Source organism: Lactobacillus agrestimuris (assembly GCF_943193025.1).
In the GTDB taxonomy this organism is placed as follows: Bacteria; Bacillota; Bacilli; order Lactobacillales; family Lactobacillaceae; genus Lactobacillus; species Lactobacillus agrestimuris.
Genome location: NZ_CALPCQ010000002.1, coordinates 103,963 through 123,987, shown reverse-complemented (window position 1 = coordinate 123,987; position 20,025 = coordinate 103,963). Strand labels below are relative to the sequence as shown.

Annotated in this window: 22 protein-coding genes, 1 tRNA gene and 1 other annotated feature; of the genes, 10 read left to right on the top strand and 13 right to left on the bottom strand. The window is 34.1% G+C overall.

Features of this window, described 5'->3' with window-relative positions; genetic code table 11:
• Positions 1-178: 178 nt before the first annotated feature.
• The 3 genes from NFR82_RS01200 to NFR82_RS01190 are packed head-to-tail and all read left to right on the top strand — an operon-like array spanning position 179 to position 2,752.
• Entirely contained in the window at positions 179-790 is a 612-nt protein-coding gene (locus NFR82_RS01200) for a GTP pyrophosphokinase (RefSeq protein ID WP_251716327.1), read from the top strand.
• A 2-nt stretch (positions 791-792) separates the two neighbouring features.
• Entirely contained in the window at positions 793-1,458 is a 666-nt protein-coding gene (locus NFR82_RS01195) for a response regulator transcription factor (protein WP_251716326.1), read from the top strand.
• A gap of 10 nt (positions 1,459-1,468) precedes the next feature.
• Positions 1,469-2,752, top strand: coding sequence for a sensor histidine kinase (locus NFR82_RS01190; protein ID WP_251716325.1), 1,284 nt, complete (start codon positions 1,469-1,471; stop codon positions 2,750-2,752).
• 59 nt (positions 2,753-2,811) lie between these two features.
• Here NFR82_RS01190 and NFR82_RS01185 read toward each other — a convergent pair whose 3' ends face one another.
• On the bottom strand, positions 2,812-3,276 hold the full coding sequence (locus NFR82_RS01185; protein ID WP_251716324.1) for a pyridoxamine 5'-phosphate oxidase family protein: 465 nt from the start codon (positions 3,274-3,276) through the stop codon (positions 2,812-2,814).
• Between the two features lie 133 nt (positions 3,277-3,409).
• Positions 3,410-3,976 (bottom strand): TMEM175 family protein, encoded by a 567-nt coding sequence (locus NFR82_RS01180; protein ID WP_251716323.1) that lies wholly within the window; start codon positions 3,974-3,976, stop codon positions 3,410-3,412.
• An 80-nt stretch (positions 3,977-4,056) separates the two neighbouring features.
• On the opposite strand from NFR82_RS01180, the gene proC reads away from it, so the two are divergent.
• Positions 4,057-4,830 carry a pyrroline-5-carboxylate reductase gene (gene proC, locus NFR82_RS01175; RefSeq protein WP_251716322.1) on the top strand — a complete coding sequence of 258 codons (774 nt, stop codon included), beginning with the start codon at positions 4,057-4,059 and terminating at the stop codon, positions 4,828-4,830.
• A gap of 144 nt (positions 4,831-4,974) precedes the next feature.
• Positions 4,975-5,595 carry a phosphatase PAP2 family protein gene (locus NFR82_RS01170; RefSeq protein ID WP_251716321.1) on the top strand — a complete coding sequence of 207 codons (621 nt, stop codon included), beginning with the start codon at positions 4,975-4,977 and terminating at the stop codon, positions 5,593-5,595.
• Positions 5,596-5,637: 42 nt separating this feature from the next.
• Here the strand turns inward: NFR82_RS01170 and NFR82_RS01165 are convergent, their stop codons facing one another.
• From NFR82_RS01165 to NFR82_RS01130, 8 genes are all read right to left on the bottom strand, one after another.
• Entirely contained in the window at positions 5,638-6,321 is a 684-nt protein-coding gene (locus NFR82_RS01165) for a GntR family transcriptional regulator (protein ID WP_251716320.1), read from the bottom strand.
• A 319-nt stretch (positions 6,322-6,640) separates the two neighbouring features.
• Positions 6,641-7,252, bottom strand: a complete 612-nt coding sequence (locus NFR82_RS01160) for a sugar O-acetyltransferase (protein WP_251716319.1) — start codon at positions 7,250-7,252, stop codon at positions 6,641-6,643.
• Between the two features lie 16 nt (positions 7,253-7,268).
• Positions 7,269-8,027 (bottom strand): ABC transporter ATP-binding protein, encoded by a 759-nt coding sequence (locus tag NFR82_RS01155; RefSeq protein ID WP_251716318.1) that lies wholly within the window; start codon positions 8,025-8,027, stop codon positions 7,269-7,271.
• Positions 8,014-8,952, bottom strand: a complete 939-nt coding sequence (locus tag NFR82_RS01150) for a FecCD family ABC transporter permease (RefSeq protein WP_251716317.1) — start codon at positions 8,950-8,952, stop codon at positions 8,014-8,016. Before NFR82_RS01150 ends, NFR82_RS01155 begins: the two co-directional genes overlap by 14 nt.
• Before the next feature lie 11 nt (positions 8,953-8,963).
• Complete coding sequence (gene isdE, locus NFR82_RS01145) at positions 8,964-9,848, bottom strand: heme ABC transporter substrate-binding protein IsdE (RefSeq protein WP_251716316.1); 885 nt, start codon at positions 9,846-9,848, stop codon at positions 8,964-8,966.
• Positions 9,849-10,622, bottom strand: a complete 774-nt coding sequence (locus NFR82_RS01140) for an NEAT domain-containing protein (protein WP_251716315.1) — start codon at positions 10,620-10,622, stop codon at positions 9,849-9,851.
• Entirely contained in the window at positions 10,612-11,217 is a 606-nt protein-coding gene (locus NFR82_RS01135; RefSeq protein WP_251716314.1) for a hypothetical protein, read from the bottom strand. The genes NFR82_RS01140 and NFR82_RS01135 overlap by 11 nt, the downstream gene beginning before the upstream one ends.
• A 139-nt stretch (positions 11,218-11,356) precedes the next feature.
• Positions 11,357-11,929, bottom strand: a complete 573-nt coding sequence (locus tag NFR82_RS01130; protein WP_251716313.1) for a hypothetical protein — start codon at positions 11,927-11,929, stop codon at positions 11,357-11,359.
• A gap of 204 nt (positions 11,930-12,133) precedes the next feature.
• On the opposite strand from NFR82_RS01130, the gene NFR82_RS01125 reads away from it, so the two are divergent.
• Entirely contained in the window at positions 12,134-12,928 is a 795-nt protein-coding gene (locus tag NFR82_RS01125) for an SLAP domain-containing protein (protein ID WP_251716312.1), read from the top strand.
• Between the two features lie 92 nt (positions 12,929-13,020).
• On the opposite strand, the gene NFR82_RS01120 is transcribed toward NFR82_RS01125, so the two are convergent.
• A tRNA-His gene (locus tag NFR82_RS01120) sits at positions 13,021-13,093 on the bottom strand.
• Between the two features lie 167 nt (positions 13,094-13,260).
• On the opposite strand from NFR82_RS01120, the gene NFR82_RS01115 reads away from it, so the two are divergent.
• From NFR82_RS01115 to NFR82_RS01100, 4 genes are all read left to right on the top strand, one after another.
• Complete coding sequence (locus NFR82_RS01115) at positions 13,261-14,880, top strand: glycoside hydrolase family 13 protein (RefSeq protein WP_251716311.1); 1,620 nt, start codon at positions 13,261-13,263, stop codon at positions 14,878-14,880.
• Positions 14,881-15,044: 164 nt separating this feature from the next.
• Positions 15,045-15,470: an Hsp20/alpha crystallin family protein gene (locus NFR82_RS01110; protein WP_251716310.1), complete on the top strand. Its 426-nt coding sequence runs from the start codon at positions 15,045-15,047 to the stop codon at positions 15,468-15,470.
• Positions 15,471-15,596: 126 nt separating this feature from the next.
• Positions 15,597-15,829: a binding site (T-box leader), on the top strand.
• 76 nt (positions 15,830-15,905) lie between these two features.
• Positions 15,906-17,651, top strand: coding sequence for an oligopeptide ABC transporter substrate-binding protein (locus NFR82_RS01105; protein ID WP_251716309.1), 1,746 nt, complete (start codon positions 15,906-15,908; stop codon positions 17,649-17,651).
• 379 nt (positions 17,652-18,030) lie between these two features.
• Positions 18,031-18,363, top strand: coding sequence for a pyridoxamine 5'-phosphate oxidase family protein (locus NFR82_RS01100; protein ID WP_251716308.1), 333 nt, complete (start codon positions 18,031-18,033; stop codon positions 18,361-18,363).
• A gap of 136 nt (positions 18,364-18,499) precedes the next feature.
• Here NFR82_RS01100 and NFR82_RS01095 read toward each other — a convergent pair whose 3' ends face one another.
• Both NFR82_RS01095 and NFR82_RS01090 read right to left on the bottom strand, forming a co-directional pair.
• Complete coding sequence (locus NFR82_RS01095) at positions 18,500-19,189, bottom strand: hypothetical protein (protein ID WP_251716307.1); 690 nt, start codon at positions 19,187-19,189, stop codon at positions 18,500-18,502.
• A 113-nt stretch (positions 19,190-19,302) separates the two neighbouring features.
• Complete coding sequence (locus NFR82_RS01090; protein ID WP_251716306.1) at positions 19,303-19,959, bottom strand: hypothetical protein; 657 nt, start codon at positions 19,957-19,959, stop codon at positions 19,303-19,305.
• Between the last annotated feature and the right edge of the window lie 66 nt (positions 19,960-20,025).

The window sequence follows — 20,025 nt, the reverse complement described above, 5'->3', positions numbered from 1 at the left end:
GGAACTCCTTTTTCTAATGTTTAAAGAAATAAATTTAAGGAATCATTCATCCTTACACAAACTATTTTACAGTCTCAGTCTAATATATGAATGGAAAATAAATCATTTTCTGAAAATTTATACTTTTTTCACAAATTTTCCCTATAATAGTAAGCAGATTACTCAAGGGGGATTTTTTATGAGTATATATGGAGAATATAAACCAACTTTAGAGCTTATTCTAAATGATCTAATGACAAGAATTAATCAGATGAATTCTGATTATCAACAAGCTCATGAACAAAGTCTGTTCGAGCACTTAAATGGACGTATTAAAACCGAAAAGAGTATGGAAGCTAAATGTAAAAAGAAAAATCTTCCCCTTACCCCTCATTCCGCATTACGGGAAAATCGTGATGCAATCGGCCTTCGAATTGTTTGTAACTTTGTAGATGACATTTATACCTGTATTGATTTAATTGAGCAAATGCCTGATGTAACTGTAGTTAAGAAAAAGGACTACATCACTAATGCTAAGCCAAATGGTTATCGTTCATACCACATGATTTTAAGTAAAAAAGTAGATCAAATAGACGTTGATGGAAATATTCCAGGTGAATATTACGTAGAAATTCAACTTAGAACAATTGCCATGGATACCTGGGCAGCACTCGAGCACGAAATCAAGTACAAACACCATATCAAGAATCCTGAAATGATTGGCCGAGAACTCAAACGTGTTTCTGATGAACTTGCATCTTGTGATATCAGTATGCAGACCATCCGACAATTAATTAAGGAGGACAATTAATCATGAAGATACTTTTGGCTGAAGATGAACCACAATTAAATCATGTTACAACTGTTGCACTTCAAAGTAGTGGCTATGAAGTCGATTCAGTTTTTAACGGTCAAGAGGCTGTTGATATGACTAAGAAGAATGCTTATGATGTCATTATTTTAGACATCATGATGCCAGTAATGGACGGAATTGCTGCATTGAAAGAAATCCGTGCCAATGGCGATAGAACTTATACTATGATGCTTACTGCAAAAGCAGAAGTTGATGATAAGGTCACTGGGCTTGAGTCTGGTGCAGATGATTATTTGACTAAACCATTTTCACTTAAAGAATTGATCGCCCGCCTTCGCTCACAAGAACGCCGCGCAGATGACTACTCAAATGATCAACTTGAATACGATGACATTAAACTAAACACCAATAAACAATTATTAGAGTCAAGAAATTCAATCAGTCTTTCCAGTCGTGAAACTGACCTTCTTCAATATCTGCTTTTAAATAAAGAGAAAGAAATTTCTAGTAACGAACTTCTTAATCACGTTTGGAAAGATGAACCAGATGCAGACAGTGAAATTGTTTGGGTTTATATTTCTTATCTTAAGCAAAAACTTGCATCAATTCAAAGCAAGATTCAAATTGAAGGTGAAAAAGGTGGCAGCTTCAAATTAACAAAATAGAGGTGATACTATGATTCAAAGATTTCGCTGGAAATTTATTGGTATTTCAGTTACTTCTTTATTGATTATCTTGCTAGTTACAATCGGGAACTTAGTTGTGCTTAGCTTCTATCGCGATAATAGTGAAGCCAACCGAGTCTTAGATACCCTATCACAAAATAATGGTAATTTAGGACCTAGAGTATCCCGTGAAATTAATGGTAAGCAAAGCGGGTTAATCGATGGGAAGTTTAATCCAGAAATGCTTTACCAATACCGATACTTTACAGTAGTAATCGATAAAAATAATAATTTACTCGTTACCAACCGACCTAATAATTTCACTATTGAGAAAAAATCAATCTCAGAGAAAACAATGAAAATTCTTGAAAAGCAACCAAATCGTGGTACTGTTCGTTTCGACTCAAATAATTATTTATATCAAATTTCTAAAGATAACTCTGGTCAAACCACGATTACTTTCTTGAATACTTCTCTAATCTTTGCTCATTCATGGACTTTATTAAGATTGGCAATTATATTAGGAATACTTGCTCTACTACTATTTGCAACAATCTTAGGGCTGCTATCCAAAAAAGCAATTCGGCCAATGGTTACAGCTTACAAAAAGCAGCAACAATTTATTACCAATGCTGGTCACGAATTAAAGACTCCAATTGCAATTATTTCTGCTAATACTGAAATGGAAGAGATGCTTGGCAATGAATCAGAGTGGACTAAGAGTACCAAAGAACAAACTGAACGTTTAACTAACTTGATTAATCACTTAATTTCACTAGCCAGAATGAGCGAAAACGTTGAAATGACGGTAACTGATGTAGACTTATCTAAGCTTAGCGCAGCAGTTAGCCATAGTTTCTCCTCTGTCATGCTCCAAAAGAAATTGAATTTCACGACCGACATTGATCCAGAAATCTATGTTCATGCCGAAAAGAATTCATTACGTGAATTACTTAATATTTTCCTTGATAACGCACAAAAATACTGTGATGATAACGGAAAAGTTAACTTAAGCTTACACCGTAATCTTTTGAACAATCATGCGGTCTTAACTATTTCTAATACATACGCAGAAGGTAAAAACGTAAATTATAAGAACTTCTTCGACCGCTTCTATCGCGAAGATGAATCACATAATAATAAAAAATCTGGCTTTGGTATTGGATTATCAATGGCCCAAGATTTAGTTCATGCCTACAAAGGAAAAATCAAAGTTAATTATCATGAAGATACAATTTCATTTGTAATTAGCTTAAAATTAAGCAAAAAGCCAGTTGAAGAAAATAAAAATTAAAAAATGCTAATCATTACAATTTTGTAGTGATTAGCATTTTATTTTTATAATATAATTCTTTAGAAATCAAAACTTCTCATGAAAATTGGATTAGTTCTGTGATCTAAATAACCACAATGCTTAGGGGTAATTTCTAAAATTCTTAATTCCTTCTTTGCACCCTCAATGTCATCTTTATAGATTTCATTCAAATATGGATTCTTTTCAAAGACTTCATCAAGATATTCATGCCCAACATTCTTAATTGTTCCACGAAGTGAAAATCCACAAGAGTCCATGGTGCCATCACCCTGGTATCCATCAACCACGACTTCTGGACGACTAGTCAAACTCTTGAAGAATGGATTATTAACAGAAGTAGTCATGTAAAGTTTATTATTTTTATGCATTAGCATATCGCAAACTTGTGCATCAGGACTGCCATCAGGCTTGGTAGTTGCGACAACAGCGTTATGAATTTCGTTTACAATAAAGTCTAAAAATTCTTCATTAGTAGTTTCATTGTTCAAGATACTTACTGCCATTTTTTATCCTCTTTTTTCTAATTAATTGTTACTCATATTATATAGCACATTAGGCGAAAAGGAAATTATGTTTGCTTTTCATTGTTAATTATATTTTACGGCTTCTTTGAATAATATATGGTAATCATTTTTTCTAAGGACGTTCAACCTTTGGTGAGAAGAAAATTACAGTAATAATGTTTAAGCCTAAAATAAACAATACTGATGCTGGCCACCAATTAATTAGAATAATTACAACAACTAATCCAATTAATTCAAAAATATTTCGTGTCCTTTTCTTCATGACTATCAATTCCTGCTTTTGCTTAGGATTATCACGAATTAAAATCCAAACCATTAAGTTGAAAGATAATTCCCATAAAATATAAATCAATAAATAGAAATATGCCGCTGCTTTTGAATTGGGAAATTCACTAATCCATCCAGTAGTAACTGGTGAAAATGACATCAGAAACAGCCACAATATATTAGCCCAAAAAGCACCTCGTGAAAACCACTCGGCATGATTAAATAAATAATGGTTATTGTACCAAGTTGTTGCAATTAGGAAGAAACTAACTAGATAGGCTAAAAAATATGGTCGCTCAAGAATTAGTGCAGCCCAATCTTCACCTTTTGGAGGTTTAATTTCTAAAACCATAATTGTCATAACGATCGCAATAATAGCATCGTTAAATGCTGATAATCTTTCTTTATTCATATTCGTCCCCTCGTATGTTTATTTATACTATAATTAAAATATACTATTAATTCATAAACAAGTAACATGGAGGGAATTTTATGACTAAAGTTGCAGTTATTGGCGTTGGCCATATGGGAACTGCCATTATTAAGGGGCTAAAACTAAATCCTGAAAATTTAATTATTGCAGAAAATCCAGTTAACCCAAGAGTTACCAAACTTTCAAAAGAGATTGGATTTGATTTAGTAAATAAGGTTGAAAATTTAACTGATTTTCAACCAGAGATTATTTTCTTAACCACTCCTGCAAAAATCACTTTAAAGGTTGCGGAAGGATTAAACGGTTTAAATCCAGATGCAATCATTATCTCTGCAGCCGCCGGAGTAAGTTATTCAGATTTAAAAGAGGTTCTTCCTAATAATCCAGTAGTACGAATTATTCCTAATATCCCTGTTGCTGTCAACGCTGGTACAATTGCTTTATATTCACCTGATGATTTATCCCAAAAGCTCAATGAACAAATTAAAGGCTTCCTTGAACAACTGGGTGATGTAATTCAAACTAAAGAAGAAAATCTAAGTATCGTTGGAACCATCGGTGGTTGTGGACCAGCATTTGTCGATATTTTCTTAGATGCATTAGGAGATGCTGGAGTTCTTAATGGCCTACCACGAGACCTTGCTAATAAAATTGCCGCTAGCATGATTAAAGGCTCCGCAACTTTAGCGTATGATACTGGTACTGCACCTGCCCTCTTACGTGATCAAGTTTGTTCACCTGGCGGTACAACAATTAGAGGTGTTGCTAGTTTAGAAGAAAATGGCTTCCGGCATGCGGTAATTGAAGCAATTAATAAGGCTAATCAAAATTAAAAAAATCCACTTACCCTCTTTATGACGATAAGTGGATTTTTTAGTTATCCAGTGTTTAATATAGAAGTTTTTCAAAATAAGTAAATTTTTTGTATTTTATGTGGTATTCTTAAAACGTTAATTTAAGACAGAACGAGGATTTTTATGAAAAAGAATATTTATGCAATTTGTGTAGGATTACCAATTGCTTTGATTTTTGCTATTTCTGTAGCAATGAATGCTGCTTGGATTGGTGGCTTTGATCATTTCTTCCAACAGTTAGTTCAAACCGTTCCAAACTTGAAAGGCTTGATGCTTAAGATTACCTTCTTAGCATCTCCAAAGATGGACTTGATCTGGATGCTGTTATTATCAGTCATTTTGTGGCTAAAGAAACGGCGCCCCCTTGCGATCAATATCATCATCACTTTAATCAGTGCAGATGCGTTGGGCTACATTATTAAACATTTAATTCAACGTGCTCGACCTGTTCAACACCTTGCTATTGATGATGGATTTAGTTTTCCAAGTGGACATGTTCTTGGTATGTCAATCTTAGTAATTTGGTTAATGATGATTCTGCTTCCAAAAGTTATGAAGAATAGAACCGCTAGAATTTGGATTAATGTTTTATTAATTGTTTGGTTAATAATCGTTATGATCTCAAGGGTATATGTATATGCCCACTATCCATCCGATGTTTGTGCTTCAGTTGCGATTGCACTTGCATGGATCGGAATTGTTCAACTGATTTTAAATGAAATTGGTAAAAAAATAAAAGAATAAAGCAAAAAAGTGACTTATTCCAACTTTGGAATAGGTCACTTTTTATTCTTCTTCGTTTGAATCTGGATAGAAATAGTCTGGATATTCATTAAGAAGAACACGTTCAGTTTCTTCAGTAACATCAAGATTATGTTCAAAAGCCTTATGAGCTTTTTCAGGATCATTGTTAAATACTGCATCTAGTAATTCTTCTTGTTCATGAATTGATTTTTCCCAATTTTCATCACTAAGCTTTAAACTTAATGTAGTCACACGGTAGAAGTAGATATTAATATGACTTAGCCAATCCCATAGAAACTTGTGATCTGTATCAATGAAAAATTGTTTGTGGAACTGATCACTGTATTTTAAGAAACTTGAAACATCATGTTTTTTTGCAGCTTCTCGTTGTTCTTCGACTAACTGCATAAGGCGGATTGATTCTAGGCGTGAATGTTCACGAGTGCAGGCTTCATCTATTACCTTAGATTCAATACTTTTTCTAATTAAAATTGCATCAGACACACGGTTAAGGTTGATTTTAGAAATATATGTACCAGACTGTGGAACAACCTTAATTAAACCATCTTGTCTAAGGCGAAGTAATGCTTCACGAACAGGGGTACGACCTATCTTGATACTATTTTCAACTTCCTTTTCTGAAACCTTTTGGCCGGGGAAATATCTTAAGCTAGTAATATTATCAAGAATAGTTTCATAAGCCTGTTCTGTTAAATTTTGTACCATTCAAAGATTCTCCATAAATTAATAATATTTTACATCCACATATACTATTATACCGTGAAACTTTCAATAAATATAGAAATAGCTTTAAAATGATCAATATTTAATAAATTTGTATATAAATTTGATTTAAACTAATAGTATAATCGTAAAAGTTATTTTTGATTGGAGTTTTTACTATGCTTAAAAAAATAATTCTTTTTATTCTTCTTTTGCCAATCGCATTTATTATCTATTTAGCAACTACAGCAAAAGAAGTTAAATAGGAAAAAAGCCCATGAAGTCAAAGAAAATTGACTCATGAGCTTTTTTATTCTAATTATTAATATGGCCAATTCTTAATTCGATCTTCTTCACCTAATTGACGAACGGGCTTTGCAGGAACACCTAAAACTAATGAATTGGCTGGCATATCTTTAGTTACTACAGCACCAGCTCCGACCACACATCCCTCACCAATAGTCACTCCGGCAGTAATTGTTACATTACTTGCAATCCAGCAGTTATCACCAATTGTAATTGGTGCACCGTATTCAACATCTGAAAACTTTCCGTCATTTTGCATCCTTGCGTTTCTCTGCTCAGCAAGTAATGGATGAAGTGGTGTCGCAAAAGTTACATTAGGCCCACACATGACATTATTTCCAATTACTACAGGACAAGTATCTAAAATAGTCAGGTTAAAATTTGCGTAAAAGTTATCACCTAATTTAGTAAATCTACCATAATCTACTTGAATTGGACCTTGTAAATAAATATCTTTTCCGTGATCTGGAAAAAGCTGATCGATAACTTCATTTCGTTTTTTATCCGTGTCAACAAGCAAATTATATTCCTGACAAAGTTTGTGAGCAGTTCTTGAAAGAGTAAATAACTCTTTTTCGTCAGGACGGTATGGCTTACCTGCTAGCATATTCTTTGTATTTTCATCCATTATTTTTACCTTCCTTCTAATACTGTCTCAAAAATACGCCTTGATCTGTTTTGATTACTTCACAGTCGATTTTAAAATTATTACTAATTATCTCTTTCGTAATAACTTCTTCTGGTTGACCAATCTTTTTAATCTCTCCTTGATTTAAGAGTACAACCTGATCACTAAACTGCAGTGCCTGATTTAAATCATGAAGAATCATACAAATAGACAATCCTTGATCACGATTTAATTTCTTCAATAATTTTAAAAATCGATACTGAAAATGAAGATCCAAATAAGTTGTCGGTTCATCTAAAAATAAATATTCTGGTTCCTGCGCCAGGGCAACAGCAAGCCAAACACGCTGCTGCTGTCCGCCTGACAATTCAGAAACGAACTTATTCTTCAACGGCTCAATTTCTAAATAATTTAAAATCTTATTTAACTTTTCTGGATCAGTCTGATCATTCTCAAATAAAGAGTTATACGGCAATCGCCCCATCTTAATCAGTTCATTTACGGTCATCTCATCGTAGAGCTGATTTTGCTGGTGTACAATCGCTACTTTCTTTGCAAAATCACGTGGTTGAATTGTCCAAATATCACTACCATCAAGTTTTATTTCACCAGATTTTGCTTTTTCTGATCGAGTTAACAATTTAAATAAAGTCGATTTACCTGAACCATTCGGACCAATGATTGTCGTTATCTTGTTATCTTGCAAAGAAAAATTTAATCCATTAAAGATATTTTTATTGTGGTAAGAAAAATCAACGTTATTAAGCTCTAGCATTCTTTCCTCCACTTATCTTTAATAAAATTAAAATCATACATGGACCGCCGATAATTGCCAACAAGACTGCCGCTGAAATTTCATTTGGCGGATTAATCGTTCTTCCAAGCGTATCCACAAAAAGCATGAACCAAGCTCCTGCAAACATAGAGAATGGAATCAACTTTTGATAATCATGTCCAATTAATTGTCGGCCAATTTGCGGAACAATAATCCCAATAAAGGCAATCACACCAATGCAGGCAGTCGTAATTGACGCCAAGATAACCGCAATTAATAATAAAACAATCCGCATTTGCTTTGGAGAAACACCCAAAGATCTTAATTCTTCATCGTTTACCTTTAAGTAGTTACCCCATTGCGCAAAAATAATTGCCGCAATGATTCCTAGTATTCCCAAAATAGCTAAGTAAAGCGTACTTTGCCAAGTACTAGTCGCAAGAGACACGCTAGCATTACCATTATTAGAAATCACATCTTGAATTCCAGTAAAGACAGCATTTAATGCTACTCCAATAATAATCAAACGATACGGATCCATCTTCTTTTGAAAGTTAATTAAAAAGATGAATGCGACCATTCCTCCAACTACCGCAAAGGCTATTTTCCCGAAGAAAAATCCTGGAAGTAAAAACATAGCAAAAGTTTGAAACAATCCTGCTGCAGATGACACACCCATGATTCCCGGATCCGCAATCGGATTTCTTAAAGCCGCCTGAAAAAACGCTCCACTAACCGAAAGTGAAGCGCCAGCGATCAAGGCAGATAAAATCCGCGGAATTCGAATGTTAAATAAAATATTTAAATTATTAATAGTCAAATTCTGATACGAAATTTTACTTGCACCATGCGTTAAGGCAAAGTAAACCGTCCCAATCAACAGAATCACCAAAATTCCGTATACCCATAGACCTCTTTTTTTCATCTTATAACCTATTAATTTTCTGGATAAAAAATATTACTTAACTTATTTAATGCTTCAGGAACATTCATATTAGCAGAAGCATTAAAGTCTGGTTGCTGTAAGTCATAAACCTTATTTTCTTTGACAGCTTTCATTTTCTTCCAAACAGGATTCTTCTTAAATTCTTGTTTGAATTGAGGCACAGTAACATTCGGCAAAGCATGTTCTAATCGCAAAATTACATCTGGATTTTTTGTAGCTAAAGATTCGTTGCTTGGGGACAAGTAAATTTGACTTGAAGATTTATAAACATTTTCACCGCCAGCAATATTTACTAAATCACCAAGGTATGACTTATTAGTTAAAATCATGTAATTTGCACCTGGCAGTCCCATCAAAACTAAAACTTTAGGTTTACGTCCATGAACACGTTTTTTTGCTTTTGCGACAGCATCGTTAATAATTTTAATTTGCTTATTAGCTTGAACTTGACGGTAATATTCTTTCCCCAAAGTTGCTAAAGTTGCTTCAAGATCAGTAACCGAATCAAGACTCAAGTAAGTAACCTTCACACTTTGTTCTTTGAAAGAGTCGTCATATTGATCTTTTAAAGTTGAAACGGCATAAACACGTGTTGGATTCAATGAGGCTATTTTTTCAATACTTGGTTTCATTGGATTACCGATTTTTTCGACATTTTGATATCTTTTTGGAAGTTTTGCCTGAGTATTAGGTACACCAACTAGGTTAATATCAAGTTTGTCAAAAATCTCTGTAATAGCCGCACTGGTTGCAACAATTCTTTGATCATCAGCCACTTTTTTATCAATAAAGTGCTTAGCACCAATGGCTACACCAGCAATCACAATTAAAAATGCAACTAAACCAATAATTATTCCTTTTTTATGTGATTTCATCTATCTATCCTTTACTTTTTTGGATTTGTTAGTTCTACCACTAATTACAAAAAATACGGCTGCAATAATCAAAACAATTAAACTAATTGTCCCACCTAAAACAGTGTAGTAAAACATTTTTTGATTCCGTTCGTTATCAACTTGATTTTTACTGTTTTGAGCCATTTGTTGCTGCGCCAAAGCGGCTTGCTTTTTCTTGGCAGCATCTGATTGCGATTGAGCTTGAGCCAAAAGCGCTTCTGAATCAGCACCAGATGAACCATTTTTTCCGCCTCCATTAGTGGTCGTTACTACTGCACTATGTTTAGTAGAACTACTACTCTTTTTATCGCTTAATTTTGGCAAATTACTAGTATCAAATGAAAAAGTGATATCATGAGTAGCTTTATAAACATTTGGTACATCAATACTAATTTTACTGTTAATATCATGTTTTAAATTATTAGTGCGAAAACTATAACGATAATCATAATCAGATCCATGTCGCGTCTTAACTACATTTATGGGCGCTTGACCATCAATTGAAAGTACCTTTACTGGATATGGACTCAAACTCTTTTTAGTTCTAATAGTCATTGTGACTAAATACTGATTCCCATCAGCCTTAACATCAGCTGGACGAGCATAGTAGCCGTCCGCCATTGAAGTTTGGTGAGTACCATATTTGTAAGCATGGTAATTAATACTTTGTGCGAAAGCAGTCTGACATGAAATTACGAAAAATAAAAACAAGGAAAGTGATGAAATCAATCCTTTTAAAACTTTATTCATCATTTTTCCCGCCTTTCAAAAATTTTCTTCTAAGTGAAATTGCACCTGCAATTACGATCGCATCTAAAATGACAAAAATTAAAATTGTTTGGGCAAATGGATAGTTAATCAATGCCGTTTCGGCATATGTCTGTTTCTCAGGTGATACTTTATATTTAGCCAAATCGGCCGGTGTTACAGCAGAATCGGCATCAGCCGACTTATCTACTGGCTCACTAATACTAGTTTCAGCTGAAGGAGCGACACTTGTAGAATTTGATTGACTTGATGCAACCGACGCACTATTTTCTTTATCAGATGAAGCAGAAGAACTACCTGCTAAAACCTTATCGGCCGCCGTATTATGAGCAACTTTTTTAACACCCCATTCATACCAAACTTCAAAAGTTTGATCATGAATATTAGCAATAGGTACACTTAAATGTAGACTCCCAGAACTAGCCTTGTTAAGCTGATCTAATGACTTAAAAGCAACTTGATAAGTCCAGATATCGTGACCATTCTTAGTTTCAAAGCTGCGATTTTCAATCTTACCAAGTGACATAGTTAGTGGCTTAAACTTCACTAAACCATGCTTAACTTTGACATAGAGCGTCATTATATAGCCACTTTTAGTTTTAGTAACTTTAGCCTGACGAGTGTAAAAGTTGTTAGCTGCAGAAATACCTGAGCGATCTTTTTTGTAAACAGTATAGTTAATATACTGAATTTTTTTCTTAGTACTTACCTTCGACTTTTTATTTGATGTGGCTGTTGCTTTTCTTACTAACCTTTTTGCTGGCCTTCTTCTTATTCGCTTTAGTAGCCTTTACACCACTAACCTTGCCGAATTTCACCCAAGCTTGTTCGGTCATATTACCACCGAAGTTGATAGTTACTGACATCTTAGCCCAGCCATTATTCTTGAAAGCTTTACCTGAGAAAACAAAATCGAAACTTGAATTGTCAGCCGAAATATTTTCTTTATGGCCACTAACACCGTTAATCTTCAATGATTTAACAATTTTATCAACGTTTTGTCCCTTACCCATTGGCGAATTTTTACCATCAACATGAAGAGTTAACTTAGTAACTTTACCGTTTTTAATAGTTACACCGGCCTTAGTACCTACGAAACCTTGAGCCATTGATTTAGCTCTGCTCTTATGATTTGCACTGTATTTGTAAACAGTCATCTTAACTGACTTTTGAGTTTCAACTTTTGCAGCTGAGACAATTTGTGGATTTTGTGTCATAGCAAAAGCAACTGGTGTTGCCAAAGTAAGTGCTGCAGAACTGGTGGCAATAAATTTAAGTAAATTCTTCTTCATTTTTATACTCCCTAACTTTTTACATTTAATAATTTAATTATAAAGTTCTTGAAAGCGCTTTGCAATGCGCATTTTCATGGTATTTAATTTATTAGTTTTTTAAGCCATTATTAATTAAATAACTCCAGACCCTATTGTATTTTTTTATTTTTAGCTAATAATATTAGACGGAAATAAGTTTTTGTAATTTACGAGGAGATTTTTATGAAAAAGAATACAAAAGTTATTTTGGCATCATTATCACTTTTAGCTACAGCAGCTATCTCAACTCCAGTTTTAGCAGATTCAACTACCCCTGCTCAAACTCCAGTTGTTGCTACTAACACTGCAGCCAAGACTGCTGATGCAAACAGTGCAAACAGTCAAACTGTTACTATGGCAATTACTAAGACTGGTTCAACTCAACCTTCAGAAGCTGCTATGTTCCTTGGAAACAGCGCACAAGTTACCTTAAAGGACGGTAAAGTTTCAGAAATTACTATCCACGTTGATGGTTCAAAGAACCCAATGACTAAGAGTCAAGACATGTCAAAGATGATCTCAGCTATTTCACTTAACGGTGTTGCTGGTAAGGTTGAAAATGTAGCTAAAGATGGATCATCATTGGACTTTGTCTTCCCTGCAGATGCTTACAAAGAAGGTAAAGGTACTTTAGCATTCACTCTTAACGTTATGGGCAAGACCATGAACGAAACTGCTGATGTAACTTTAGGCAAGCTTGCAAACACTGATGCTTCAAATACTGAAACCACTTCAAAAAAGACTGATAAGACCGCAAAGACTACTAAGACTAGCAAGAATACCACTAAGAAGGCTCATGCTACTAAGCGTACTTTAAAGCACAACGCATATATTTATGACAAGAAGGGTAAGCGCATTGGTAAGAAAGTTTTGAAGAAGCACTCAAAGGTTTCAACTTACGGTAAGGCAATTAAATTACATGGCAAGAACTTTTACCGTATTTCAAAGAATCAATACGTTAAGAAAGCAAACTTTTAATCATTAATTTAATTTTTAAAAAAATAAAGACGAGCTAATCGCTCGTCTTTTTTGTGCAGTCGTTATTATTCACGACTCGTGAGTATTACTAGGGCGGAATATGGGATTCGAACCCATGTATGCCGGATCCACAAACCGGTGTGTTAACCCCTTCACCAATTCCGCCATAACTGGAACATATCTATTGTATACAAAAATGTGAATTAAAGCTAGTATTATTTTTCAAATTTTGCATTTTAATTCTGATACCGATAACATCCTTTTTAATTATTGTAAACCTTTTCATTTTAGAGATAATCATATATAGCAACGAAAATAAGGAGGAAGTTTTAATGACACCTTGGTGGAAAGAAGCCGTTATATATCAAGTTTACCCAAAATCTTTTCAAGATAGTAACGGCGACGGTATTGGAGACCTTAAAGGAATTACATCTCGTTTAGCTTATTTAGAAAAACTCGGAATTGATGCTATTTGGTTATCACCTGTATATCAATCACCTCAAATTGACAATGGTTATGATATTTCTGATTATGAGGCCATTGATCCACAATATGGCACAATGGAAGATATGGATGAGTTAATCAAAGAGGCTAAGAAGCACCACATTAAAATTGTGATGGACTTAGTTGTTAACCACACTTCTGATCAACACCGTTGGTTTATCGAAGCCCGTAAAAATAAGGATAATTCATACCACGATTACTACGTTTGGTCGGATCCAGTTAATGGTCATGAACCAAATGACATGAAGTCGGCTTTTTCTGGTTCAGCTTGGAAATTTGATGAAAAAACTGGTCAATATTACTTACACTTATTCGCTGACCAACAACCTGACCTAAACTGGAAGAATCCAGAATTGCGTCAAAAAATCTACGACATGATGAATTACTGGATTGATAAAGGTATCGGCGGATTCAGGATGGACGTAATTGAACTGATTGGTAAAGAACCTGAAAAAGGTATCCGGGAAAATGGTCCAATGCTCCACCCATACTTGCAAGAAATGAATAAGAAAACTTTTGGCGGTAAAAATCTCATGACTGTCGGAGAAACATGGAACGCAACTCCTAAGATTGCTGAAGAATATTCCGATCCAGATCGTCATGAACTTTCAATGGTCTTCCAATTTGAAAACCAAACTCTTGACCAACAACCAGGGAAAGAAAAATGGGACTTGCGCCCTCTTGACCTTGGCAAATTAAAGAATGTTCTTGTTAAGTGGCAAACAGAAATTGATTTTGAACATGCCTGGAATAGCCTTTTCTGGGAAAATCATGACATCCCTCGTGTGATTTCTCGTTGGGGTAATGACAAGGAATACCGCGTCCAATCCGCTAAGATGTTTGCGATTATTCTTCACTTAATGCACGGAACTCCATATATCTATAATGGTGAAGAAATTGGTATGACCAACTGCCCAGTTAAAGACATCAGCGAAGTTGAAGATATCGAAAGTATCAATATGTACAACGAACGTCTTGCAAAAGGCTACGATAAAGAAGACTTGCTTCATTCAATTAACGTTAAAGGTCGTGACAATGCAAGAACCCCTATCCAGTGGAATGCAAACAAAAATTCTGGCTTCACCACTGGTAAACCATGGCTCCACGTTAACCCTAACTATAAGGATATCAACGTTGAAGCAGCCCTAGCTGATCCTGATTCCATCTTCTATACATATCAAAAATTGATTAAGCTTCGCCACAAAAATCCAATCGTCGTTGATGGTGATTTTGAATTGGTCAAAAATACTAATGATTCAGTCCTCGCCTACTACCGTAAGCTCGATGGTCAAAAGTGGCTGATTGTAGCAAACCTTTCGGCAGATACTCAAAGTTTTGACTCTGAAGAGAAAATTAGTGAAAATATTATCAGCAATTACCAAGATCATGATGACTTACATAATCTTGAACTTAAGCCATATGAGGCATTTGCTGTAAAAGTAAAATAATTTATCAAGATAGATCCAAGCGGGTCTATCTTTTTATATATGATTTTTAATTAATATAGATCATATAATTAGCACTCTAGATGTTTAAGTGCTAATATTATTTATGTAAGGCAATGGAAATGAATTTCATTACTAAATAAGTTTTGAAAGGAAGTTTTTCTATTATGGCAAATGATATGATTAATCATCGTAATAATATGTTTGATTCAATGAATGACTGGTTCGATTTTCCAAGAAACTTTTTCAATGATCGTGAAGTTTCTAACATCATGCAATCCGATGTTAGTGAAAATGATAAGAATTATACTGTAACTGTTGATATGCCAGGAATGAACAAAAAAGACATAGCCTTAAGTTACAAGGACGGAGTTTTAAACATTTCTGGTACTCGTACTACTGAAAATGACTCAAAAGATGATCAAGGCAACATCATCCATAAAGAAAGAAGCGAAGGTCACATTTCAAGAAGCTTCAGATTGCCTAATGTTGTTGCTAATGAAATCCACGCAAAGTATGACAATGGTGTGTTAACAATTACTTTGCCTAAACAAGCTGCTGGAGATGCCGACAACTCTATTACAATTGAATAAGTAAAAATAAATTTTTCCTTGAAAACGCCCATGTTTGAGCGTTTTTCTTTTATTTTTAATATTTACTAAACATTTATTTATTGACTAAATAGTTTAGCGGTGTATTATTATAGCTACAAAGAATAATATCTAGCTTTGATAAGGACAGTTAGTTTAACTACAGCTTTTAGAGAGTTTCTGTCTGGTGAAAAGAAACAGCAAAAAGTTTTACTAAATATCACCTTTGAGTGGAAAATACGATCACAGTATTTTCAGGGTCCGCCCTCTATTGCGGTAGTGTATCGTTGTAAAACTGTACATGAAATGAGGTTAGTTTTTAACTGACGAAAATAGGTGGTACCGCGAAAAACGCCCTATTAGATTCAAAGTGTGAGTCTGATAGAGCGTTTTTTGTTTCTTATGAAAGATAGACGGGTGTTTGATGGGAGGAAAAATATGTATAAATCAAAATCCAAATTCGGCCTATTAATGCTGCTTGGCGCAACTAGCTTGAGTCTTGCAGCATGTGGACATAGTAAATCAGCACAATCTAAGCCTGATAAGTTTCAGCAAGCCGTCCCTAAAAAAACGATTAAAGATGGCGGAACTTTGACAGAGCCAATTGTAGTAGAGACACCGTTTACCGGAATCTTTTTAGACGAATTATCTGACACAGCACCAGATGGTGAAGCAGTAGCACCCGGAGATGAGACTTTATTTTCAGAAGATGAACATCTTGCTATTAATGATAAGGGAGCTGCCACTCTTCGACTTAATCAGAAGAATCGCAGTGCAACTATTCGAGTAAAAGATAAAGTTCGTTGGTCAGATGGTGTGCCAGTCACTGCTAAAGATTTAGTATATTCATACGAAATTATTGCAAATGCTAAATCTCAAAGCACACAATACGGCTCAACATATGAAAACATTGTTGGAATGAAAGAATATCATGATGGTAAAGCTAAAACCATTTCTGGTCTTGAAATGCCCGATGGTCCAAAAGGTAAAACTTTAGTAATCCACTTTAAAGAAATGAAACCCGGAATGAAGCAATCTGGATCTCACTATATCTGGGAAAATGCCGCTCCATATCATTACTTAAAAAATGTACCATTTGAAAAGCTGATCTCCAGTGATAAAGTACGAAAGAATCCCCTCTTCTTCGGTCCATACAAAATGGTAAAAACAGTTCGTGGACAATCAACTTATTGGTCAAGAAATCCTTACTACTGGCGCGGGAAGCCTCACTTTGACCACGTAAATTTATCAACAATTAGTTCAAGTAATGTAACTCAAGCTATTAAAAGTCATAAGTTTGATGTAGCCGAGGTGCCATTAAGTCAGTATCAAGAAGTCAAAAATTCTTCTGCTACCAATTTTATTGGCGATAAAGAACTTGCCTACAATTACGTTGGTTTTCGTGTAGGAAGATGGGACAAGAAGCTTGGCAAAAACATTCAAGATAAACATGCAAAAATGAATAATGTGAATCTACGTAAAGCAATGCTTTATGCGATGAATGTTGAAGCTGTAAATCAGAAATTCACTCATGGCTTGACTTTCAAAGTGAATACTTTAGTACCCAAGATTTTCGGTGATTTTCACGATAGTAGCATCCCTGGATATGGCTACAATCTCAAAAAGGCTAATCAATTACTTGATGAAGCCGGATATAAAAAAGATGGTACTTACCGCCGACAACCAAATGGTAAAAAGTTAACTATCCACTTAGCTGTTCGCGCAGGAAATTCTAATACAGAACCTATCTGGCGCAACTATATCCAGCAATGGAATAAAGTCGGCCTTGATGTTAGATTTATCAATGGTCGACCAATGGAATTTAATTCATGGGTACAAGCGATTAAAGATAGTGATCCTCGTATCGATGTCTTTGAAGGGGGGTGGGGTTTATCCGGTGAGCCTTCGCAAAGTCATCTCTACGATGAGAACTCTCCATTCAACTTTGCGCGATTTGTTTCCCCAACCAACACTAAATTATTAAATGAAATCAATTCTCAGAAGTCATTTAATCACGCATATCGTGTAAAGAAGTTCCATGAATGGCAACGTTGGATGTATGACAATGCTTACTTAGTGCCAACCAGCAATAGCTATTCAGTTACTGCAGTAAGTGACAAAGTTTCAGGTTGGTCTTTGAAGCCTTCTGCAAACAATTGGTATAACGCCGGATTCGTAAAATAATTTATTCATAATTAATCTTATCTTATTTATTTTATCAACTTGCATTTTGAATTAATTACAAAGAATTTTTGCCTTTTTTTACCCTTTTTATTAGCTCCCCCTTAACTAATAACGAATCCTTCTGTAGTAATTAATTCAATAAAGGAAAACTGCTACCTCGCGTTGAAGTAGCAGTTTTTCTTATCTATTAATTAATCTGATCATTCGAGAAATTATTATTTGCTTTAATATAAAGCCATTAATTGTGTTTTTATAATTTCCTAAAAAAGTTACTTACAAAATATTATAAGAAATGTTAAATTCTTGATTTATATCAATTATTTAGATTAGTATTAAATGTATAATAGATATTAGCAAATCAAGGAAAGGAATTATAATTATGAAGAAATTAGACTCAAACAAATTAACTCAAGCACAACAAGACTTTTTCAAGGATCACTTAGCATTCTTGTCAACTGTTGATTCTAACGGTATGCCACAAGTTGGTCCAAAGCAATCAATGAAGGTTGTTGACGACAGCCACCTTGCATACCTTGAAAAGACTCAACAACACGCTTTTGAAAACATCAAGAATGGCTCAAAGGTTGCTGTTGTAGTTGCTGACAAGCCTAGTCACACTAATGTACGTGTAATCGGTACTGCTGAAATTCAAGACAAAGATGAAAACGGTTGGTACCCAGTAACTATTACCATTGAAGAAATTGATGAATAGTAAAATACGTGTAAATAGACGTAAAGAGCGCCAATTTATCAACAAATATTTAAGTTTATTTTAGGTTTATTACGTCCTTTTTACGTCCAAATTTTGATAGAGAATAACCGTCTGATAGATAGTATCGGACGGTTATTTATTTTTCCTTCTCTTCTAAATCATCTGCTGTAATGATATCTAGTTTTCCTTCTTGATATTTTTTTAAAAGCAATAACCATCTAACTGCATTATTTTGAAAAAGCATTAGATATATTATTCCTGGAAAAAATCCTAAAAGAACAATGCCTATTGATGCTCCAACAGGAAAAGGCTCATAAATACCTAAAATAAATAGCTTTGTAATTACAACCAAATATAAAACTAAACCTGATATGATGGTTCCAATATAGATCAAAATAAATTTGTAAATGTTACCATTTTCTACCTTCTGTTTCTTTAGAAAATTTATATTGATCAAATTTGTATTTACAGCTCTATCAAACTGCTTTTGAGTTGCAGGCTTAATATCTTCTTTAGGGCGAAAGTTTGAATGTCCAAGCATGATAAAAAATGCGGAAATAACAGTCCAACTTACCACAAACCAAAACACCATTGTTTCAGTCAAAGGCACATACTTTTCCTTAAAATTAAAAGTAATTAAATGAAGATTTCTATTAATGATTCCAAAGAAAGTTAATCCGAATACAATCATTACAATATGCTTGCTACTATTTCTAGATCCATACATATCAAGAAATCTTCCCTTGGTTGTTTGATAGATATGGTTTGTCTTTATATCTAAAAAGATGGACTTATTTTTTGACTGACCAATAAATATTAACTTCACAATAAGCTCCTTTAAAAGACTGCTCTGCTATTTGAGGCGTGATCTTTTTTAGATCATTGGCTATTATCACGCCTGTTATTTTAGCTAGGAATGGGTATAATTGTGCGATCTTTTTATTCGAACTTTAATTTTTCATTTTTGAAATCTGAAGCATACTTTAAAGCTTTTATATTATTATCTTGAAAGGCCATACAAAAAAATAGACCAAAACCAATGGTACCTATCCACATATTAAAAATTTGATTAATTGATAGCTTAATAATTCCTTTCAGAAAATAAAACGGTAAACTCATAAATAAAAACATGAGCAAGAAATAGAAAATGTCCCCAAGAATAATTTTAAAAATACTCGATATATTATCTGACTCCAATTTAAAATGGAGAAACATATTATCATTTATTGCCTTGTAGAATTCGTATTTATTTGCTTTTACTGGTTCTTTCATAATGTCGAATCTTGAGTAATCAATGATTTTCCAAATCAAAAAAGCATTAATAATAAGAACTAAATAATACCCAATAAATATCCAATAATATTGATTTGGAAAGCTAATTTCATTAGTTGGTAGTAGTGGCTTGTCAAATATACCTGTCATCCCTAGCCCACTAATTAATAGAGCTCCAATCCCTGCACTTTTTTCAGCTTTACCACCAGTACTGATTGCTTGTGCTCTTTTTGGTGAGGCTTTGAGAACTTGTTTAGTTTTTTTATCAACATAGACTAATTGATCGTCAACTCGTCCAACATAAAATAAATTACCTTTTTTCATTATTACTTTCTTTTTACAATTCCCCTAATAGCGATTATTAAGTTTGATCTTATGGTAAATTCATCT